Annotated in this window: 20 protein-coding genes; 16 read left to right on the top strand and 4 right to left on the bottom strand. The window is 36.5% G+C overall.

From position 1 onward, the window contains the following. Position 1: 1 nt before the first annotated feature. The 3 genes from M2373_RS02630 to M2373_RS02620 are packed head-to-tail and all read left to right on the top strand — an operon-like array spanning position 2 to position 2,187. On the top strand, positions 2-583 hold the full coding sequence (locus M2373_RS02630) for a murein L,D-transpeptidase catalytic domain family protein (RefSeq protein ID WP_259107137.1): 582 nt from the start codon (positions 2-4) through the stop codon (positions 581-583). 36 nt (positions 584-619) lie between these two features. Further along, a complete protein-coding gene (gene radC, locus M2373_RS02625) occupies positions 620-1,297 on the top strand; it encodes a RadC family protein (protein WP_259107135.1) in 678 nt (225 codons plus the stop codon). Next, positions 1,294-2,187, top strand: coding sequence for a hypothetical protein (locus M2373_RS02620; protein WP_259107134.1), 894 nt, complete (start codon positions 1,294-1,296; stop codon positions 2,185-2,187). Before radC ends, M2373_RS02620 begins: the two co-directional genes overlap by 4 nt. A gap of 1 nt (position 2,188) precedes the next feature. On the opposite strand, the gene M2373_RS02615 is transcribed toward M2373_RS02620, so the two are convergent. Further along, positions 2,189-2,971 (bottom strand): FkbM family methyltransferase, encoded by a 783-nt coding sequence (locus M2373_RS02615; RefSeq protein WP_259107131.1) that lies wholly within the window; start codon positions 2,969-2,971, stop codon positions 2,189-2,191. Positions 2,972-3,156: 185 nt separating this feature from the next. On the opposite strand from M2373_RS02615, the gene M2373_RS02610 reads away from it, so the two are divergent. The 3 genes from M2373_RS02610 to M2373_RS02600 all read left to right on the top strand — a co-directional run bounded on the left by M2373_RS02610 (position 3,157) and on the right by M2373_RS02600 (position 7,222). Further along, complete coding sequence (locus M2373_RS02610) at positions 3,157-3,669, top strand: hypothetical protein (RefSeq protein WP_259107129.1); 513 nt, start codon at positions 3,157-3,159, stop codon at positions 3,667-3,669. Positions 3,670-3,692: 23 nt separating this feature from the next. Further along, positions 3,693-4,304 carry an inorganic pyrophosphatase gene (locus tag M2373_RS02605; protein WP_259107126.1) on the top strand — a complete coding sequence of 204 codons (612 nt, stop codon included), beginning with the start codon at positions 3,693-3,695 and terminating at the stop codon, positions 4,302-4,304. Between the two features lie 191 nt (positions 4,305-4,495). Continuing rightward, positions 4,496-7,222 (top strand): sodium-translocating pyrophosphatase, encoded by a 2,727-nt coding sequence (locus M2373_RS02600; protein WP_259107123.1) that lies wholly within the window; start codon positions 4,496-4,498, stop codon positions 7,220-7,222. Positions 7,223-7,265: 43 nt separating this feature from the next. Here M2373_RS02600 and M2373_RS02595 read toward each other — a convergent pair whose 3' ends face one another. After that, positions 7,266-8,057, bottom strand: coding sequence for a GH25 family lysozyme (locus M2373_RS02595; protein ID WP_259107121.1), 792 nt, complete (start codon positions 8,055-8,057; stop codon positions 7,266-7,268). Positions 8,058-8,161: 104 nt separating this feature from the next. Continuing rightward, on the bottom strand, positions 8,162-9,301 hold the full coding sequence (locus M2373_RS02590) for an aminotransferase class I/II-fold pyridoxal phosphate-dependent enzyme (RefSeq protein WP_259107117.1): 1,140 nt from the start codon (positions 9,299-9,301) through the stop codon (positions 8,162-8,164). Positions 9,302-9,388: 87 nt separating this feature from the next. Here M2373_RS02590 and M2373_RS02585 point away from each other — a divergent pair, with 87 nt between their 5' ends. The 10 genes from M2373_RS02585 to M2373_RS02540 all read left to right on the top strand — a co-directional run bounded on the left by M2373_RS02585 (position 9,389) and on the right by M2373_RS02540 (position 19,906). Further along, entirely contained in the window at positions 9,389-10,441 is a 1,053-nt protein-coding gene (locus M2373_RS02585; RefSeq protein WP_259107116.1) for a M28 family metallopeptidase, read from the top strand. Between the two features lie 51 nt (positions 10,442-10,492). Beyond that, the gene (locus tag M2373_RS02580) at positions 10,493-10,945 is read left to right on the top strand and encodes a GNAT family N-acetyltransferase (RefSeq protein ID WP_259107114.1); all 453 of its coding nucleotides are present in this window, start codon (positions 10,493-10,495) and stop codon (positions 10,943-10,945) included. After that, a complete protein-coding gene (locus tag M2373_RS02575) occupies positions 10,942-11,307 on the top strand; it encodes a glyoxalase (RefSeq protein WP_259107112.1) in 366 nt (121 codons plus the stop codon). Before M2373_RS02580 ends, M2373_RS02575 begins: the two co-directional genes overlap by 4 nt. A 372-nt stretch (positions 11,308-11,679) precedes the next feature. Further along, positions 11,680-12,585 (top strand): branched-chain-amino-acid transaminase, encoded by a 906-nt coding sequence (ilvE, locus tag M2373_RS02570; RefSeq protein ID WP_259107110.1) that lies wholly within the window; start codon positions 11,680-11,682, stop codon positions 12,583-12,585. Continuing rightward, positions 12,573-14,252, top strand: a complete 1,680-nt coding sequence (gene ilvD, locus M2373_RS02565) for a dihydroxy-acid dehydratase (RefSeq protein WP_259107106.1) — start codon at positions 12,573-12,575, stop codon at positions 14,250-14,252. Before ilvE ends, ilvD begins: the two co-directional genes overlap by 13 nt. A gap of 11 nt (positions 14,253-14,263) precedes the next feature. Then, positions 14,264-16,003 (top strand): biosynthetic-type acetolactate synthase large subunit, encoded by a 1,740-nt coding sequence (gene ilvB, locus M2373_RS02560; protein ID WP_259107105.1) that lies wholly within the window; start codon positions 14,264-14,266, stop codon positions 16,001-16,003. A 12-nt stretch (positions 16,004-16,015) separates the two neighbouring features. Further along, complete coding sequence (gene ilvN, locus M2373_RS02555) at positions 16,016-16,555, top strand: acetolactate synthase small subunit (protein WP_259107104.1); 540 nt, start codon at positions 16,016-16,018, stop codon at positions 16,553-16,555. A 73-nt stretch (positions 16,556-16,628) separates the two neighbouring features. Then, positions 16,629-17,690, top strand: coding sequence for a ketol-acid reductoisomerase (gene ilvC / locus M2373_RS02550; protein ID WP_259107102.1), 1,062 nt, complete (start codon positions 16,629-16,631; stop codon positions 17,688-17,690). Then, entirely contained in the window at positions 17,674-18,942 is a 1,269-nt protein-coding gene (gene ilvA / locus M2373_RS02545; RefSeq protein ID WP_259107101.1) for a threonine ammonia-lyase IlvA, read from the top strand. Before ilvC ends, ilvA begins: the two co-directional genes overlap by 17 nt. A gap of 172 nt (positions 18,943-19,114) precedes the next feature. Then, positions 19,115-19,906 (top strand): T9SS type A sorting domain-containing protein, encoded by a 792-nt coding sequence (locus M2373_RS02540; protein ID WP_259107100.1) that lies wholly within the window; start codon positions 19,115-19,117, stop codon positions 19,904-19,906. 199 nt (positions 19,907-20,105) lie between these two features. On the opposite strand, the gene M2373_RS02535 is transcribed toward M2373_RS02540, so the two are convergent. Further along, positions 20,106-20,504, bottom strand: coding sequence for a VOC family protein (locus tag M2373_RS02535; RefSeq protein ID WP_259107099.1), 399 nt, complete (start codon positions 20,502-20,504; stop codon positions 20,106-20,108). Positions 20,505-20,591: the final 87 nt, after the last annotated feature.

Genomic DNA, 20,591 nt, shown 5'->3' with positions numbered 1-20,591 from the left:
AATGATGAAACATTTCCTTTTCTTTTTTCTTTTTATCATTTCCTGTTCAAAATTTGAATCTCAGGCAAATAACGCTGTTGATTATTTACCGAAATCGAAAATTCTGGAAATTAAAAACTATCTTAAAGGGAAAAATTATAATCAGGATTTGGCAGTTTTTATCAATTTTAAAATTCATTCAGGAAAATACAGGTATTTTGTTTACGATCTGAAAAATGATAAAGTTTTGCAGAAAGCGGTTGTTGCCCATGGAGAAGGATCAGTAGTGAAAAATTCTGACAATTTGCAGTTCAGCAATACAGACGGATCACATCAGTCATCTTTAGGGAAATATGAAATTAGAGAAAGCTACAACGGAAAATTCGGAAAAGCTTATCGTTTGAATGGCTTAGACGAAACCAACAGTAATGCTATGTCAAGAGCGATTGTTCTTCATTCTTATTACTGTGTTTCTGATAAGGAATCTACAAATTCCGCCTGTTTAAGTTTTGGCTGTCCGATGCTTTCACAAAATGCTTTTAACCACTCTGCAAAATATATTGATCAATCTGAACAACCTATAATTTTATACGCTTTTTACTAAGCAACCATCATTTATAAAAACACAAATCTCCCCAAAATGCCCATTAAATACCTAGCTGAAGACGATAGACCCCGGGAAAAATTTTTGCTTAAAGGGATTAATTCTCTTTCGGATTCCGAATTACTGGCCATTATTATGGGAAGTGGAAGCAGAGATGAGACAGCAGTAGAACTCGCTCAGAAAATATTAGCATCAGTAGATCATAATTGGCATCAGCTGAGTTTACTTTCGGTAAAAGATCTGATGAAATTCAAAGGGGTAGGAGAAGTTAAGGCAATTACTATTGTAACCGCTCTTGAAATTGGAAAAAGAAGAGCCGGACAGGAAATTTCAAAAAAGACAGTGATTTCCAATAGTGAAGATGCATATTTGATTTTAAAAAACCAATTATCCGATCTGCATACCGAAGAATTTTGGGCTGTTTATCTCAATCAGAGCAATAAAGTAATACATATCGCGAAACTTACAGAAGGAGGCATCAATCAGTCTATTGTAGATGTAAGAATCTTGTTCAGACTGGCTTTAGATTATTATGCTACCGGAATTATCATAGCCCATAACCATCCTTCAGACAGCTTAAAACCAAGCAGGGAAGATCTTGCCATCACTCAAAAAATTAAAGAGGCAGGAAGTTTTTTAAGCATTCAGCTTTTAGACCATTTAATTATTACACAAAATTCATATTTTAGTTTCTCAGACGAAGGATTATTATGATTAGAAGATTGAAATATCACGAAATTGATTTTGAAAAATATACACAGTGTTTAGAAAATTCTGAACAGAGAAAGTACTCTGCAACAAAAGAATTTTTGGATATTACTTCCAATAAGCAATGGGAAATTCTTGTTTTTAATGATTATGAAGCAGTGATGCCTGTTCCGTACATTAGAAAAATGGGCATCAAGATAGCCATTAATCCGAAACTTTGTCAGCAGCTGGGAATATTTTCAAAACAGGATTCTATTGAAATTAATAATTCGTTCCTACAATTTTTTGAAAAAAAATACCATATCTGGTATTATGCTTTTAATGATGCCAATCAGTTTTCAAAGTCTTTAAAAAAGAGGCAGAATTTTTTAATTTTCCCAGAAGAATATGAAACAGTAAGACAGAAATATTCTCCAAAAAGAAAACGAAAATTAAGACTGGATGAGGACGTTTTGCAGCAATCTGAGATTAAGGAAGTGAAAATTAAAGATATTCATGAATTTATTTCAGAAAATACCATCGGTGCAAAAGACGAACACGATAAACAGCAGTTTCTACAGACTTTCACCGATTTTGAAAATGCCAATCATCTGAAAATTGTGGCTTTTTTTTATCAGAATACTCCAATTAATGCAATCGCAGTTTATTTTGATCACAAGACTTTGGCTCTTTTGGGAACATTCAACGATCGGAATTTTGTTAAACTTGCAGGTTCATCGGTGATCATAGACTATCTTATTGCCCAAAATATTGAAGATAAGATATTTGATTTTGAAGGAAGTGAAGTTCCTGCGATTGAAGAGTTTTTCAGAGGTTTTCGTCCTGAACTGAAAATGTATCCGGTGATTTCCAATACTAAAAAAGAGATGATAAAAAAAGCTATGAAGTTATCATAGCTTATTCTTTACCGGCTGTTAAAACAGCTCCTTTATCAAGTTTTATTTTAAAATTAAAAGGTTTCAGATCCTGTGTAAGTCTTTCGGCGCTGTAAGGCTGATGAATTTCTATGATGATATCTCCGACAGTATTCAGCCATGAATTATTTTTACTTAAAAGATCAATTTCACCTCCTTCAATATCAATTTTCAGGAGATCAATACTGTTTAACTCGTTGCTGTCGATTAATTTTTTAATTGAAAGAGCGGGCGTTGGAGATCCGCTTTCCGAAACTTTTTGATTGTATGACAGTTCATTGTTTCCAAAATTGACAGTTCCGTCTTCATAATGAGCTGCCGCATTGATTGGGACGATGTTTTTGAAAGACTGAGTGTTGGCTTTTAACATTTCAAAATTTTCGGACGAAGCTTCCACAGCATATATTTTGGCATTCGGATATTGTAATGCAAAATAAATAGAGGTCATTCCGATATGAGCACCCAGATCTACAATGATTTTAGGTTCTTTTTTTGTTAATTTAAGATGTTCATCGTAAGTTTTATTCCAGAATATTTCATAAAAAATATCGATATCGCCTTTAAAAGTCCTTAAAAACAGATCAAATTTCTTCTTATTCTTTTTAATATGATATACAAAGGTTTCATTATTCTTCAGGTCCAGATTATTTTTTTTTAACCCTGAGCTGTATCTCTTGGAGTTGATAATGAGGGCCGTAAATGTTTTAAATCCAGAGCTGATATTCTCACAAAAAAGTAGCTTTGATATATAATTATTGAAAGACATTCTTTAAGTATTATAGTGCAAAATTAAGGTAATTATTGAACCATATTTTATAAAATCTACTTTATCATTAATTTATTATAGATAAACTTGTGCTACAGCATCGGCATAATGTTTAATTCACAAATTAAAATCAGTTAAAATGATGTGCAGAAAACAAATAATTAGTAATTTTGCATCCTAAAATTATGACAAATTTTTCAGGATATCTACCGTATGCATTTGCATTGATCATTGCAATTCCTTTTTTGGTTTTGCTGAGACAATTTGTACATACCTATATTACACTTAAGAATCAGGAAATCAAGTTACTTTCCGTAAAATCCAATTCTGAAAGCAAAACGCATTCATACGAAAGAATGACGCTTTTTCTTGATAGAATGAAACCTTCCAATCTTATTCAGAAGTTTGATAAAAACCTGGCGCCCCATGAATTTATTTTTCTTACTGAGAAAACGATCAATGAAGAGTTCGAATATAATTCGTCACAACAGTTGTATATAACAAAAAATTCCTGGAAAAATATTGTTGATTCAAAAAATGCAGTGATAGAATTGCTTCATAAAACATATGAAAGTTTAAATGAAAATGCGAATCTTGATGAGTTTAAGACTATTTTCATCATCAACTATATGGAAAATGAAGACTATATTGGGGCAACCATTGAAGATTTAAGACGAGAAATTTTAATAATAGCATAACTAAAAAATAAAAATTTAAAATAATGATTCCAAATTTTAAAGCGCATCCATGGCATGGGATTTCTGCAGGAGAAAATGCGCCAAATGTTGTAAACGTTTTCGTTGAAATCGTTCCTTCAGATACTATCAAATACGAAATAGATAAAGAAACAGGATATTTAAAAGTTGACAGACCTCAGAAGTTCTCAAATATTATTCCTGCGTTATATGGTTTTGTTCCAAGAACTTACTGTAACGAAGCGGTAATGAAATTAGCTGTTGAAAGAGGAGCTACAGACGTTACAATGGGAGATCATGATCCATTGGATATCTGTGTATTGAGTTCTCACAATATTCATTCTGGCGGACTATTGATGCAGGCTATTCCAATCGGAGGTTTCAAAATGATTGACGGAGGAGAAGCTGATGATAAAATTGTTGCTGTAATGGTTGACGATCACGCTTTCGGACATTTCAGAGATATTGCAGAATTGCCTGAAGCAGAAGTGAAACGATTAATGCACTATTTCTTAACGTATAAAAACTTACCGGATGAGCCTGCAAAATGCAGAATTCAGGAAGTGTACGGTGCAGAGCATGCAAGAGTGGTTATTAAAGCATCTCAGCAGGATTACGCAGATAAATTCGGAGGATAATCTTCTTCTGATTTAATAAAATAAAAAAGGATAAGTGAATTTCACTTATCCTTTTTTATTTTTACTGAACCCGAATTTTAGCTTTGCTTAAGCGTTTAAACACTTATTTATAGATAGTTATGGTGTTTTTAAACACATTAAAGAGAATTATTTGGTATATTTAGTTATCTATTACCAAAAAATATTAAACTATGAATCTATTTGTGTTAGTACCAATTTTTGGTGTGATTGCTTTAATTTATACTTTTATTCAAAGTAATTGGGTAAGCAAGCAAAATGCCGGAAATGAAAAAATGAAATTGATCAGCGGTCACATCGCTGACGGTGCCATGGCCTTTCTAAAGGCAGAGTACAAAGTTTTAACCTATTTTGTTGTTATCGTCGCTATTTTATTAGCAGTCATGGGAATGACGAATGCCAATTCACATTGGACGATAGGCGTTGCATTCGTAGTGGGTGCCGTGTTTTCTGCACTCGCAGGTTTTATAGGAATGAAAATTGCAACAAAAGCCAATGTCAGAACTGCTGAAGCTGCAAAAACCTCTCTCTCAAAAGCATTGAAGGTTTCTTTTACAGGAGGCTCTGTAATGGGAATGGGAGTTGCCGGACTGGCGGTTTTAGGATTGGGCGCTTTGTTTCTGATTATAAAACAGATTTTTGCCCCCGATGCTCCAGTAGACTCTCATGAAATGGAGAGGACAATTGAGATTCTTACCGGATTTTCTCTGGGAGCAGAATCTATTGCTTTGTTTGCAAGAGTAGGTGGTGGTATTTACACAAAAGCGGCAGATGTAGGAGCTGATCTGGTAGGGAAAGTAGAAGCAGGAATTCCGGAAGATGATCCGAGAAATCCGGCAACGATTGCTGATAATGTAGGTGATAATGTAGGCGATGTTGCGGGAATGGGAGCCGACTTATTCGGGTCTTATGTAGCAACGGTTCTGGCGACTATGGTATTGGGTAGGGAAACGGTTTCCGTAGATTCTTTCGGTGGTTTTGCCCCTATTTTATTACCGATGTTAATTGCAGGGACTGGGATTATATTTTCAATGATAGGAACTTTATTTGTAAGAATTAATGACAATGAAGATTCATCCACATCAAGTGTTCAGAATGCTTTAAATCTAGGGAATTGGGGAAGTATCGTGATTACAGCGATCGCTTCTTATTTCTTGGTAACTTATATTTTGCCTGATAAAATGATTTTAAGAGGGCTTGAATTCACAAAAATGGGTGTATTCGGGGCTATTATGGTTGGTTTAGTGGTTGGAACATTAATGAGCATCATTACAGAATATTATACTGCGATGGGCAAGAGACCAGTCTCAAGTATTGTAAGGCAATCTTCTACAGGACATGCTACCAATATTATCGGTGGTCTTTCTGTAGGAATGGAGTCTACCTTATTGCCGATTATTGTTTTAGCAGGTGGGATTTACGGATCTTATTTATGTGCAGGGTTATATGGCGTTGCGATTGCAGCAGCGGGTATGATGGCGACTACAGCAATGCAGTTGGCTATCGATGCTTTCGGACCAATTGCAGATAATGCAGGGGGAATTGCTGAAATGAGTGAGCTACCCAAGGAGGTTCGTGAAAAAACAGATATTTTAGATGCTGTAGGTAATACAACAGCCGCAACAGGAAAAGGTTTTGCCATAGCTTCTGCAGCATTGACAGCTTTGGCTTTATTCGCGGCATTTGTAGGAATTGCAGGAATCGACGGCATTGATATCTATAGAGCCGATGTGTTGGCCGGATTGTTTGTCGGAGGAATGATTCCGTTTATTTTTTCGTCGCTGGCGATCACAGCGGTTGGACAGGCTGCTATGGCTATGGTAGAAGAGGTACGCAGGCAGTTCAGAGAAATTCCGGGAATTTTAGAAGGAAAGGCACAACCGGAATATGAAAAATGCGTGGCTATTTCTACAGATGCTTCCATTAAGAAAATGATGCTTCCGGGAGCAATTGCTATTGTTTCGCCGCTTTTGATCGGATTTATTTTCGGTCCTGAAGTATTGGGCGGATTTCTGGCAGGAGCTACAGTCTGTGGTGTCTTGATGGGAATGTTCCAGAATAATGCCGGCGGAGCATGGGATAATGCTAAAAAATCTTTCGAAAAAGGAGTTAATATTAATGGTGAAACATATTATAAAGGTTCAGAACCGCACAAGGCTTCCGTAACAGGAGATACGGTGGGTGATCCTTTTAAAGATACTTCCGGACCGTCGATGAATATTTTGATTAAATTAATGTCAATTGTTTCATTGGTCATCGCTCCGACATTAGCGGTTTTACATAAAGATAAAATCGAAGCGAACAGACAGGCTAAGATTGAAAGTTTAACAGGAATAAAAGGTGCTCAGATGGCTTCAGGAGCTACTTCAGCTGTAGTAGTGCCGGCGGAAATTAAAGGACACCTTAATGAAAACGGAGATTTCGTATATGAAACAGGAAATATCCAGGAGATTAAACTTAAAGATGGAAAAACCATTAAAATCGGGGAAGGAAGTCAGTTGTATCAACTGTATAATTCTGTGAAAAATAAGGATAAAGCAGTTCTGGATCCGAATAAATGGTATACCGTTGAAAATCTTTATTTCGAAACAGGCTCCAGTGATTTAAAAGCCAATTCTGAAGTACAGTTATTGAATCTTGTTGAAATTTTAACGGCATATCCAGATATTAAAATAAAATTAGGAGGCTATACAGATAATACAGGAAATGAAGAAAGTAATCAGAAGTTATCGAACTTAAGAGCCCAAACGGCAAAACTTAAATTATTAGAGCTTGGTATTGCAGCAGATCGTGTAGAAGCTGAAGGATATGGCTCTCAACATCCTGTCTGTGAGGCGAATGATACAGATGAATGCAAAGCTAAAAACAGAAGAATTGATGTAAGAGTATTATCTCTTTAAAAATCAGTTTGAATAGATAGAACACCGCAGATGCGGTGTTTTTTTATTTATAGTAAACATCAAAATCAACTTCGGTTGAACTGATATCGTATCTGTCGGTCTTTTGCCAGATCATACACCCTTTATTTTTCCATACTTTCGGAACTGCCGGTTTTGAAGCATGAGAATACTCAGCTAACCATAACGGATATTTCGAAAATGCGTCGTCATCGATATACCTGTTAATAAAAGCATAATCAGAATATATAACCGGCGTTCTGTTGGTTTTACGCTCAATATATTCTAAGAATTTCAATAAATCTGCCTTCAGTTGATGCTGATCGATATATTTTCTGGGAAGACTGCCTTCTTCAATATCAATAATCAAAGGGAAATCTGAATGTTTTATTTCACCTACAGTATTTGAAAAATGGATCGCCTGCTGTATGGGGTTCTGAGAATATACGTAAAAGTGATATGCTCCTTTTTTGATATTCTTTTCCTCTAGAAATTTCCAGTTTTTTCTAAAATCAGGATCTACCTCATGTTCTCCCTGTGTAGATTTGCAGATAACAAAATTCAGTTGATCCTTTTTAGGCAAATCCTCTGTGATATTACCATTCCAATGGGATACATCTATTCCTCGAAGTGTACTTTCAGACTGAATATTCTTTTCAGGTACTGTTTGTGAAACTGCTGCAGCTATATGGTGTGCTGGCGATGACAAAAGAAGATCTAATTTGTTATATAACTTCTTGTTTTCACGGCTTGTTTCAAGAATATTATACATGATAATGGTAATGATGACAAGGCTGATCATCATGAGTCCCAACATAGTTTTTGAGAATGTATTCATGGTTTTTAGTTGATTTATTCCACAAATATCTTATATGAAAATAAATCAGCAGTAAGAGAAAAACCTGAATTTTAAAAGTAAGGGAAGTTGGGGGTAGCGTTTTTTTATAAATTTTTCCTCAGATGCTCCAAAGCACTAATGATTAAGTCGTCATTTTTAGCAAAACTAAATCGTACAAAATCTGAATTATTTCGGGAATTATAAAATGCCGAAAGCGGTAGGCAGGCTACTTTTTTCTCAATAGTCAGCCATTTTGAAAACTCAACATCTGTCATTGTTTTCGAAATATTCCTGAAATTAACAATTTGAAAAACAGCTCCTTCAGATTTTTGTTCAACCTTAAATGGAGTTTCATGAATCAATTCGTTGAAAAGGTCCCTTTTTTTCTGCATTAAGTCCTGAGTTTCGGTAGGATCAAAAACTTCTAAATATTTTGTGATGGCATATTGGCAGGGAGCATTGGCACTATAAGAAATATACTGTTGATGGCATTGAAATTTAGCGGTTAAATCCTCCTGGGCCAATAAATAACTCACTTTCCAGCCTGTTGTATGAAACATTTTTCCAAAAGAAAAAATACAGAATGTCCTTTTTCTCAATTCAGGGTGTATAAACGAACTGTAATGTGAAATTCCGTCGTAACAATACATGTCATAGATTTCCTCAGATATCAGATAAATTTCCTGGTTTTTAATCAGTTCATACAGTTGATTCCAATCGTATTTTGACCAGATTTTTCCTGTTGGATTTTGCGGTGAATTGATAATAATAGCTTTTGTTTTTTGCGAAATACAATTTTTAAGTTTTTCCCAGTCTATGGCGAAATCATTGTCAAGGTCATAATAGACCGGAATTCCTCCGTTCATAACGATAGAAGGTCCGTAAGTATAATAGGAAGGTTGGATTACAATAACTTCATCTCCTTGACTGATAATTGATTTTAGGGAGGTATATAAAGCAAAGGTTGCACATGGGACAATCGTAATTTCTTCTTTTGTAAGGTGAATGCTGTTTTTACGCTGATGGTTAAACCGGATAATATTTTCTATCAGTAAAGGATTTCCTGCAAGTGGCTCATAATTATGTCGGTTAAGATCTGCAGACTCTTTTAAAAATTGTTTTAAGCGAGAGTCGATATCAAAATCGGGTAAGCCGAGAGACAGATCAAAACTATGATGCTTCAAGGCCAGTTCAGACATTTTGGTAAAAAATGAATAGTGATTGAATCCATAAATATTATCCATAAACTTTGTGTTTTTATCAAATATAATAAAAATACCTATGTCCCGGGGATTAAAAAAAAATCTTATTTTTAATGAAATTATTTTATAATGAAAAAACTATTCATCCCTTTATTTTCAATAGCAGTTTTAATGAGCTGCGAAACAGCTAAAGTATCTCATAACGGAAATTCTACTACTGCATCTTCTTCATCAGAGGTGAAAGGTGATAAAGCTTTTCTTGCTGCCTATAAGACGATTAAAGCCGACGATCTAAAGAAGAATTTATATGTTGTCGCTTCAGATGAAATGGAAGGAAGAGATACAGGAAGCCCGGGGCAGAAAAAAGCAGGTGAGTATATGATTAATTATTATAAAAGTTTAGGAATTTCTTTTCCTAAAGCTCTCGGATCTTATTACCAGAAAGTTCCTGCAGATTTTATGAAAAAAAGAGGAGGTGGAAACCTGCCTGATTCTGAAAATATTTTAGCTTTTATCGAAGGTTCTGAAAAACCTGAAGAAATCGTTGTTGTTTCTGCCCACTACGACCATGTCGGAACCCGAAACGGAGTGGTTTATAACGGAGCAGATGATGATGGCAGCGGTACAGTAGCTGTGATGGAAATAGCAAAAGCTTTCCAAAGTGCAAAAAAAGCAGGAAAAGGTCCGAAAAGATCAGTTCTTTTCCTTCATGTAACGGGTGAAGAGCATGGCTTATTCGGTTCTGAATTTTATACTGATAATCCTGTTTTCCCTCTGGCCAATACCGTTGTGGATTTAAATATCGATATGATCGGGCGCGATGATCCGGAAAACAGAGGAAAGCAATATGTCTATGTCATTGGTTCCGAAATGTTAAGCTCCGAATTGAAGGTAATCAACGAAGCTGCGAATAAAAGAACGAATAATCTTGAGTTGAATTACAGATACGATGATCCGAATGATACAGAAAGATTATACTACAGATCAGATCATTACAACTTCGCAAAAAATAATGTTCCTGTTGCTTTTTTCTTTGACGGCATTCATGAAGATTATCATAAACCGACTGATGATGTAGAAAAAATAGACTATCCTCTGCTTGAAAAAAGAACTCAGCTTGTCTTTGCAACGGCTTGGGAAATTGCCAACAGACCGCAGCGAATTGTAGTTGATAAAAAATAATTTAAATACTGATTTATTTTGTTTTATAAAGTTTTATTTAAGCTTTAATTAATGAGTATGGTTATTCGTGAAGCTGAGCTGGAGGATATTCCAATAATTCAGTTGATAAGAAATTCGGTGCATGAAAATCAATTGTCTGATCCCAATCTTGTAACGGATCAGGACTGTGAAGAATTTCTATTTAAAAGAGGAAAGGGCTGGGTCGCCGAAATTAATGATCATCTTATCGTTGGTTTTGGCATTGTTGACCTGAAAGAAAATAATATCTGGGCTCTGTTTCTGCATCCTGATTATGAAGGGCGGGGAATTGGTAAAATCCTTCATCATGTGATGCTTGAATGGTATTTTAATCAGACCCGGCACAATATATGGTTGGGGACTTCACCGAATACGAGAGCCGAAACTGTCTACAGAAGACTGGGCTGGAACGAAATAGGAACTCATGGCAAAGAAGAAATTAAATTTGAAATGACTTTTGAATACTGGGAAAAATATATAAAATGAAACTAAACATGAAATCGATCCGTCCATTTATCGGAGCTCAGAATTATGACCTCAGCAGAAATTTTTATAAAGATCTTGGCTTTGAGGAAGTGGTTTTAGAACCAAAACTTTCTCTCTTCCAAAAACAGGAAATCGCTTTTTATCTTCAGGACTATTATGCGAAAGACTGGATAGATAATACTATGATTTTTGTAGAAGTGGAAAGTGTTGAAGAATTCTGGAACGATCTGTTAGCCTTAAATCTTACTGAAAAATACGAAAACGTAAGGTTGACGCCAGTCAGAGCTTTAGAATGGGGAAGAGAGTGTTTTGTGCATGACCCATCCGGGATTTTATGGCATTTCGGACAATTCGTTAAGTAAAACTGAAATGTGTTATAAACATCTTAATTGAAAAAATTCAATACATATTATATAGAAAGTTTAAATTGTTAATAAAATAAACAAAACGAACATTTGTTAGTGAATTGTTAATGAAATATAAATTTTAAAAATAAATATTAAAATATTTTTTAATTTAAAAATAAATTATACATTTGCTGAGTCAAAAGAACAGACATGCATACAAGATTCAACAATATTATTACTGTCATTATTATTATCATTATCGGATTCCGGTGATGAGTGGTGGTATTGTTGATATTTTATAAAACTTAAAATTAATAACCATCCTCATCTGAGGGTGGTTTTTTTTTGCCTTAAATCAATTTGTTAATCATTTAAAATACACAAAATATGTACTACAACGAGAAAAGCATTCTTTATTACGATGGAGATTTTCTGGAGGCAACGAAAGCCACAACAGATCTCTACGGACAATCTCTGCACTATGGCTATGCTGTTTTTGAAGGCATTAAATCTTATAAAACTGAAAAAGGAACTAAAATTTTTAAAGCTAAGGAGCATTATGACCGACTGAAAAGATCAGCTGAGCTGATGATGATCCCCTTTGATTATACTTCAGAAGAAATGATTGAAATTACATACAATCTGCTGGAAGTTAACGGACTGAGTGATGCTTATATACGTCCTTTAGTAATATGCTCTCCGAATATGTCGCTTTCAAAAAGCCAGAAAAGCTCATTGGTTATTGAAGTCTGGAATTGGAATAACGGATATCTGGCCAATAATATGCGCATCATGACCTCATCGTTTGAACGCCCCAATCCTAAGGCTTTCAGAGTGGAAGCTAAAGTAAGCGGTCACTACGTTAATTCAATTTTAGCATGTCAGGAAGCAAAAGACAAAGGTTTTGATGAAGCGCTTCTTCTTGATGCTGACGGAAATGTTGCTGAAAGCTCCGGGGCTAATGTTTTCTTTGAGAAAAATTCAAAATTATATACACCACCAGTAGGGAGCATACTTCCCGGAATTACCAGGGCTACTGTTTTCGAAATCTGTGACCTATTGGGAATCTCTTACGAAGAAAAGCTCTTTAAACCTGAAGAAATGAGAGGCGCAGATGCCGGATTTTTCTGCGGAACAGCTGCTGAAATCGTCGCTCTGGAGTCTTTGGACCAGGTTTCTTTTCAAATGAGTTGGGAAAGCAGCCTTTCTGCTCAGATACAAAAAGCTTATAGACATATCGTGTTAGAAGAAGATTACACCTACTTAAAATCGCAGCTACAATGTGCAAATTAAATAAATATTCCAAAACGCTTACACAGGATCCAACACAACCGGCTACGCAGGCTATGTTTTACGGAATTGGCTTTACAGAAGAAGATTTTGCCAAACCACAGATCGGAATTGCCAGTATGGGCTACGATGGAAATACCTGTAATATGCACCTTAACGGTTTGTCTGAGATTGTAAAAAAAGGAGTGAAAGAACAAAATCTTGTAGGGCTGATGTTCCATACTATAGGAATCAGTGACGGGATGACCAACGGAACAGATGGAATGAGATATTCTTTGGTGAGCCGGGATATTATCGCAGACAGTATTGAAGCTGTTTGTGCAGGACAGTACTATGATGGTTTAATTACAGTGCCAGGTTGTGACAAAAATATGCCGGGATCCGTTATGGCAATGGCAAGACTCAACAGACCTTCAATTATGGTGTACGGAGGAAGCATTGAAGCAGGATCTTACAAAGGACAGGATCTTAATATCGTATCTGCTTTTGAGGCATTGGGAAATAAAATTGCAGGAAATTTATCTGATGAGGACTATAGCGGAATTATAAAAAATTCCTGTCCGAGTGCCGGAGCCTGTGGTGGAATGTATACTGCCAATACAATGGCTTCTGCTATTGAAGCTTTAGGAATGAGCCTCCCTTATTCATCATCTTATCCGGCTTTAAGCAAAGAAAAAAAAGAAGAATGTTTTTATGCGGGACATTATATGAAAGTGTTGCTCGAAAAAGATATTAAACCCTCGGATATCATGACTCCTAAAGCTTTTGAAAATGCATTGAGGATTATTATGGTTCTGGGCGGAAGCACCAATGCTGTTCTGCATTTTATTGCGATTGCAAAAAGTATCGGTTATGAACTGACCCTTGATGATTTTCAAAAAGTGAGTGATTCCACTCCTTTATTGGCTGATTTAAAGCCTAGTGGGAAATATCTGATGCAGGATTTACATCAGGTAGGGGGAGTTCCGGCAGTGATGAAATATTTGCTGGATATCGGATTGATCCATGGAGATTGTCTTACGGTTACAGGAAAAACCATTGCCGAAAATCTTCAGAATGTCACTTCGATTATTGATCGGGATCAAAATATCATCCGCGATATCCATGATCCGATAAAGAAAACGGGGCATATCAGAATTATGTACGGAAATCTTGCGGAGAGAGGCTGTGTAGCAAAAATAACCGGAAAGGAGGGTAATTTTTTCAAAGGGAGAGCACGGGTTTTCGATGGAGAGAAAGAATTTATCAAAGGAATTGAAGACAAGCTCATTCGTGACGGTGATGTCATTGTTATCAAAAATGAAGGACCGAAAGGCGCACCCGGAATGCCGGAAATGCTAAAGCCGACCTCAGCATTAATGGGCTCCGGTTTAGGGAAAAATGTCGCCTTGATTACGGACGGACGTTTTTCCGGAGGTACCCACGGATTTGTAGTGGGACATATCACTCCGGAAGCTTTTGAAGGAGGTCTGATCGGTTTGGTTGAAAATAATGACATCATTGAAATTGATGCTGTAAAAAATACCATCAATCTTATGATCGACGAAGAAGAACTGGAAGAGAGAAAACAAAGTTTTCAGCAGCCGGATTTTAAAGTCAAAAGCGGTGTTTTATATAAATATGCAAAATTAGTTTCAGATGCTTCACAAGGTTGTATAACAGATTTTTAATTGAAAAAGAAATGGAATCATCATTAACAGATACTCAGAAAAAAACTGATCCCTCAACAGGGCGGAAATTAAATGGAGCAGAAGTAATTCTGGAAATCCTTAAAGAAGAAAATGTAACAACCATATTCGGATATCCCGGTGGGGCAGTGATCCCGATTTATGATGCATTGTATGATTATAAAGACAGCATCCGGCATATTCTGGTAAGGCATGAGCAGGGAGCAATCCATGCAGCACAGGGCTTTTCAAGGTCGTCTCAAAATACAGGAGTTGTACTGGCAACAAGTGGTCCGGGAGCGACCAATCTGATGACCGGACTAGCCGATGCAATGATCGACAGCACCCCGTTGGTTTGTCTTACAGGCCAGGTATACGCGTCTCTTTTAGGAACCGATGCTTTTCAGGAAGTTGATGTTCTTAATATGACCATGCCGGTGACCAAATGGAATTGCCAGGTGACCGATGCCAGAGATCTTCCAAAGGTGTTGGCAAAAGCATTTTACGTTGCTAAATCCGGACGTCCGGGACCTGTTTTGATTGATATTACTAAAAATGCACAGTTACAGGAAATAGATTTTGAAGGATATGAACCCTGCGAATTTGTAAGATCCTATCTGCCTAAACCTAAAATAAGACCTGAATACCTTGTAAAAGCAGCCGAATTGATTAACAGTGCCCAAAAACCGTTTGTCCTTTTTGGTCAGGGTGTCATTCTGGGAAAAGCGGAAGAAGAATTTAAAAAATTCATTGAAAAAGCCGGTATTCCGTGTGCTGCTACTGCTTTGGGGCTGGGGGCCGTTTCCACAGACCATCCTTTATATGTTGGAATGTTGGGAATGCACGGCCATTATGCCCCGAATAAATTAACGAATGAATGTGATGTATTAATTGCAGTAGGGATGCGTTTCGATGATCGGGTGACAGGGAAACTCGATCAGTATGCAAAACAGGCAAAGATTGTTCATCTCGATATCGATCTTGCTGAAATCGATAAAAATGTAAAAGCAGACATTCCGGTGTTGGGAGATTGTAAAGAAACATTACCCTTATTAACTGATCTTCTTAAAGAAAATAACCATCAGGAATGGCTTGGTCAGTTTATAAAATTGCAGCATGATGAACAAACAGAGGTCATTGAAAAGGAACTGAATCCGGATTCTGATGAACTGACTATGGGAGAAGTTTTAAAGTACCTGAATGAAATCACTCAGGGAGATCATATTATCTGTACCGATGTGGGTCAGCATCAGATGATTGCATGCAGATATGCTCAATTCAAAAATTCTAAGAGAAATGTAACTTCCGGAGGTTTGGGTACTATGGGATTCGGGCTTCCATCCGCAATGGGTGCAAAAGTAGCGAATCCTGATCAGCATGTTTTCTGTATTGCGGGTGATGGCGGTTTTCAGATGAATATTCAGGAGCTGGGAACCATTGCCCAGTTTAATATTGGTGTTAAAATTATTGTTCTGAATAATTCTTTCCTGGGAATGGTTCGCCAGTGGCAGGAGCTTTTCCATGATAAAAGATATTCATTTGTAGATATTACGAGTCCCGACTTTCCGGCTGTCGGAAAAGCTTACGGAATTAAAGGAAAGCAGGTGAGTGAGAGAAAAGAACTCAAATCTGCTCTGGAAGAAATGATCAATTCAGAGGGCGCCTACCTGCTGGAGGTTAAAGTAAGTAAGGAAAACAATGTATTTCCTATGGTTCCTCAAGGTTGCAGCATCAGTGAAATCCGTTTAAAATAAATACCGACAGACATGAATAAACAAGAATATACCATCAGCGTTTTCACAGAAAACCAAGTGGGTTTATTAACCAGAATTTCGACGGTTTTTTCCAGAAGAAATATCAATGTAATCAGCCTGAATACTTCTCCTACGGAAGTGGTAAGTATTTCAAGGTTTACCATTGTAATTAATGAAACGGAAGAGATGGTGAGAAAAATTTCAAGGCAGATTCAGAAACTGGTAGATGTAATTAAGGTCTATTACAACACCGATGAAGATATTATCTGGCAGGAACTGGCTCTCTTTAAAATAGAAACAAAAGTGGTTTCTGAAAAAGTATATGTCGAAAGGATTCTGAGACAGTACGGAGCAACAATTGTCTGTCTAAGAAATGATTATACTGTATTTTCAATTGTAGGTCAGCACGAAGAAACCGACAGTTTTCTAAAAGCATTAGAACCTTTCGGAATTATAGAATTTATCAGAAGTGGAAGAGTCGCGATCATAAAATCCAGCGAAGGATTTAATAAAAAACTCAACTCATTTGAAGAAATGACTTCTTCAAATTAAAAAATATCAATCATTATAAAAAGACTTTAAAAAGAAGTCGGAATCACAATTTAATAATTAAAAAATTACAATTATGGCATTAATTAAGTTTGCAGGAGTAGAAGAAAATGTAGTAACAAGAGAAGAATTTCCAATTGAAAAGGCACAGGACGTTTTAAAAAATGAAGTGGTGGCGGTTTTAGGCTATGGAATCCAGGGACCGGGACAGGCTTTAAATTTAAAAGATAACGGAATCAATGTTATCGTGGGTCAGAGAAAAAATTCTAAAAGTTGGGATAAGGCTGTTGCAGACGGTTTTGTTCCCGGGGAAACTTTATTTGAACTGGAAGAAGCTGCTCAGAAAGGAACGATTCTTTGTTATTTGCTAAGTGATGCCGCGCAGATTGAATTCTGGCCTACTTTAGAAAAACAACTGACTCCAGGCAAAACACTATATTTCTCACATGGTTTTGGAATCACCTATAATCATCAGACGAGCATTGTACCGCCAAAAGATGTTGATGTGGTTTTAGTGGCTCCAAAAGGTTCGGGGACATCATTGAGAAGACTTTTTGTAGAAGGGAAAGGCCTAAACAGCAGCTATGCCATTCATCAGGATGCTACAGGAAATGCTAAAGATAAAGTGGTTGCTTTGGGAATTGCTGTAGGAAGCGGATATCTTTTCGAAACCAATTTCAAAAAAGAAGTATACAGTGACCTGGTAGGAGAGAGAGGGACTTTAATGGGAGCCATTCAGGGACTTTTTGCCGCTCAGTTTGAAGTTTTGAGAGCACAGGGACACAGTCCTTCGGAAGCATTCAACGAAACAGTGGAAGAACTGACACAGTCTTTAATGCCTTTAGTTGCAGAAAACGGAATGGATTGGATGTATGCCAACTGCTCTACGACTGCTCAAAGAGGGGCATTAGACTGGTGGAAAAAGTTCTATGAAGCAACAAAGCCTGTTTTTGAAGAACTTTACGAAAGTGTTGCTACCGGTCAGGAATCACAAAAATCAATTTCAAGCAACAGCAAAGAAGATTACAGAGAAGGTTTAAATAAAGAATTGGCAGAACTAAGAGACAGTGAATTATGGCAGGCAGGAAAAGTCGTAAGATCACTGCGCCCGGATAAAGCTTATGAATACGAAAAGTAGTCTCTATATTCCGACATTGGAAAATGTAAGAGAAGCCCGAAAAACATTGGAAAATATAGTTCATGTGACGCCTTTTCAGAAGAGTTTCAGGCTTTCAAAGAAATTTTCTGCAGAAATTTTTCTGAAAAGAGAAGATATGCAGCCTGTCCGTTCTTATAAAATACGGGGAGCCTACAATAAAATATATCAGCTTTTCAAAGAGAATAAAGTGAGCAAAGGTATTGTCTGTGCAAGTGCCGGGAATCATGCCCAAGGGGTGGCTTTTGCCTGTAATAAACTTAAGATTGACGGCGTGATTTTTATGCCTGAAACAACTCCTAAGCAAAAGCTTGAACAGGTAGAAATGTTTGGAGAAGGTTTTATACAGATCAAATTATATGGTGACACTTTTGATGACTGTAAAAATGCTGCCATAGAATTCGGTAAAGAATCTGGAGCTGCTTTTATTCATCCTTTTGATGATCCTCAGATTATTGAAGGGCAGGCAACGCTGGCTCTGGAGATTCTTGAACAGACAAAGAATGAAATAGATTATCTTTTCGTTCCGGTAGGTGGCGGTGGGCTGGCTGCGGGAATGGTCACTGTATTTTCTGAGCTGTCTCCTCATACCCATATTATATTGGTGGAGCCTTCCGGTGCAGCGTCGATGGGTGTTTCGCTGAAATCAGGGAAGAATGTGACATTAGAAGAGATAGATAAATTTGTTGACGGAGCGGCTGTTCAAAAGGTGGGAGATCTTACTTTTGAGATTTGTAAAGATCATGTAAACGGGTGCTTATCTGTTCATGAAGGAAAAGTATGTGAAACCTTGTTGGAAATGTATAATAAAGATGCAATGGTGCTTGAACCGGCAGGAGCTTTAACGATTGCAGCTCTCGATCAGTACGCCGAGGAAATTAAAGGGAAAAATGTAGTGTGCATCATTAGCGGAAGTAATAATGACATTACACGTACCGAGGAAATCAAGGAAAGAGCCATGTTATATCGTGGTATGAAGCACTATTTCATTGTTAAATTTCCACAGCGTCCCGGTTCGCTCAAGGATTTTGTTTTACACGTTCTGGGAGAAAAAGATGATATTACTTTTTTTGAATATACCAAGAAGAACTCCCGTGAAACGGCTTCTGCCATTGTAGGAATCGAATTGGTTTCATCTTCGGATTTTGAAGGATTATTGCAAAGAATGAAAGGACTCGGATACTTTGAGTCTTATCTCAATAATTCACCGAATATTATGAATCTTTTAGTTTAATAATACGTAAAACCACTTTTATCGGTGGTTTTACTGTTTTATAAGGCTTTGAAAATGTGATTGTTTGTTGACTGTTATTAAATAAAATGCAAATAAGTGACAAATATCATTAATATATTATTTTTATTAAGTCTAAATAAGAATAAATTTGCTTCAACAAAATTAATAATTAATGAAGAAGATATCTATTCTTTTTGGTCTTGCAGTTGGCGTTTCTATGGGAGCACAATACTGTACGCCAGTCTTCCAGTACACCGCAGACAGTAATATGATTACTAATGTTACGTTTGGAAGTATCAATAATACCTCACCTTTTCAGTCGGGAACAACTCCTGTTTATGAAAATTTTCTTTCCATGTCTACCAATATTCAGGCTGGGACAGATTATCCAGTGTCGGTGAAAGGACCTTCAGGAACATTCCCGAGTGATATCGTTGTTTTTATTGATTTTAATCAAAACGGAAATTTTAATGATGCCGGAGAAAGCTTTTACATTGGTCGTCTGACAGCAGCTAATCCAGTTAATGCATTCACAGTTACAGGTACAATTTCAGTTCCTGCCGGTGCAACAGCAGGACCAACAAGAATGAGAGTGCTTAAAAATAATAATACCGCTGCTTTTTCTGATCCGAATGCTCCAAATTCTATTATTACAGCCTGCGACACAGGGTTAAGAGCCGGGCAGACGGAGGATTATACCGTGAACGTACAGCCTTCGAGCCTTTCTACAAGAGAAGTTTATAAGGAAAACCTGAAAATTCATCCTAATCCTGCAAAAGATATAGTATATATTAAAACTTTAGATAAAATTGAGAAATACGAAGTATTCACAACATCCGGTCAAAAAATAACAGAAGGAAATACCGATTCTATTAACACAAATGATTTCGCTCCGGGTTCTTATATAATTAAAATTACGACTAAGGATCAAAAAATACTTACTGAGAAAATTCTCAAACTTTAAAATATAAATATCTAATCATATCCATATCAATTTTTGTTTTTTTCTAACCGGCGCTTCATATCCGCCGGTTTTTTTATTTAATATGATGGATGATTTAAAAGTTTTTAGGTAATATTCATAAATGCTTAACGTTTTACATCCCAATTTTATAAGTTTTCATTCTTGGGGATTAAGATGAAAATCTGGAAGAGCTCTGCAGTTACATTCCAGGCCAGTAGAGAATATTGAATTTATGACCATCAGGGTCTGAAAAGCCGAAAGTATATCCTTTACCGATAGCATAAGGCTCAGCGAAAACTTCTCCTCCGGCATTTTTTACTGCTTCCACCCATTGATCGAGTTCTTCTTTGCTATCTGCAGACAGGCTGAAAATAATTTCATTTTCATTTTTTAAATCACTAAAGCTCACTTTGGTATTTTTCTCAATAACATCTTTCAGGAAAAAATTGATGATAAAATTATTTTCGCCAAAGGAAAAACTGGTGAGTTCCGTTGAATTCATATTATTATTGCATTTAAATCCTAAAGCGGTATAGAATTGAGTTGTTCGTTCAAGATCCTGTACAGCAAGATTTGCCCAGATTTGTTTGGTTTTCATAATAGTGCATTTTGGCAAATTAAAGATAAGAAATTAAAAAATCCCAACTTTTAACATTTTAAAATGATATTGATCTTACCAGTGATA

This window comes from Chryseobacterium sp. JUb7 (assembly GCF_024806495.1).
In the GTDB taxonomy this organism is placed as follows: Bacteria; Bacteroidota; Bacteroidia; order Flavobacteriales; family Weeksellaceae; genus Chryseobacterium.
The sequence above is the reverse complement of the archived record's forward strand: the minus strand, read 5'-3'. Positions and strand labels throughout refer to the sequence as shown.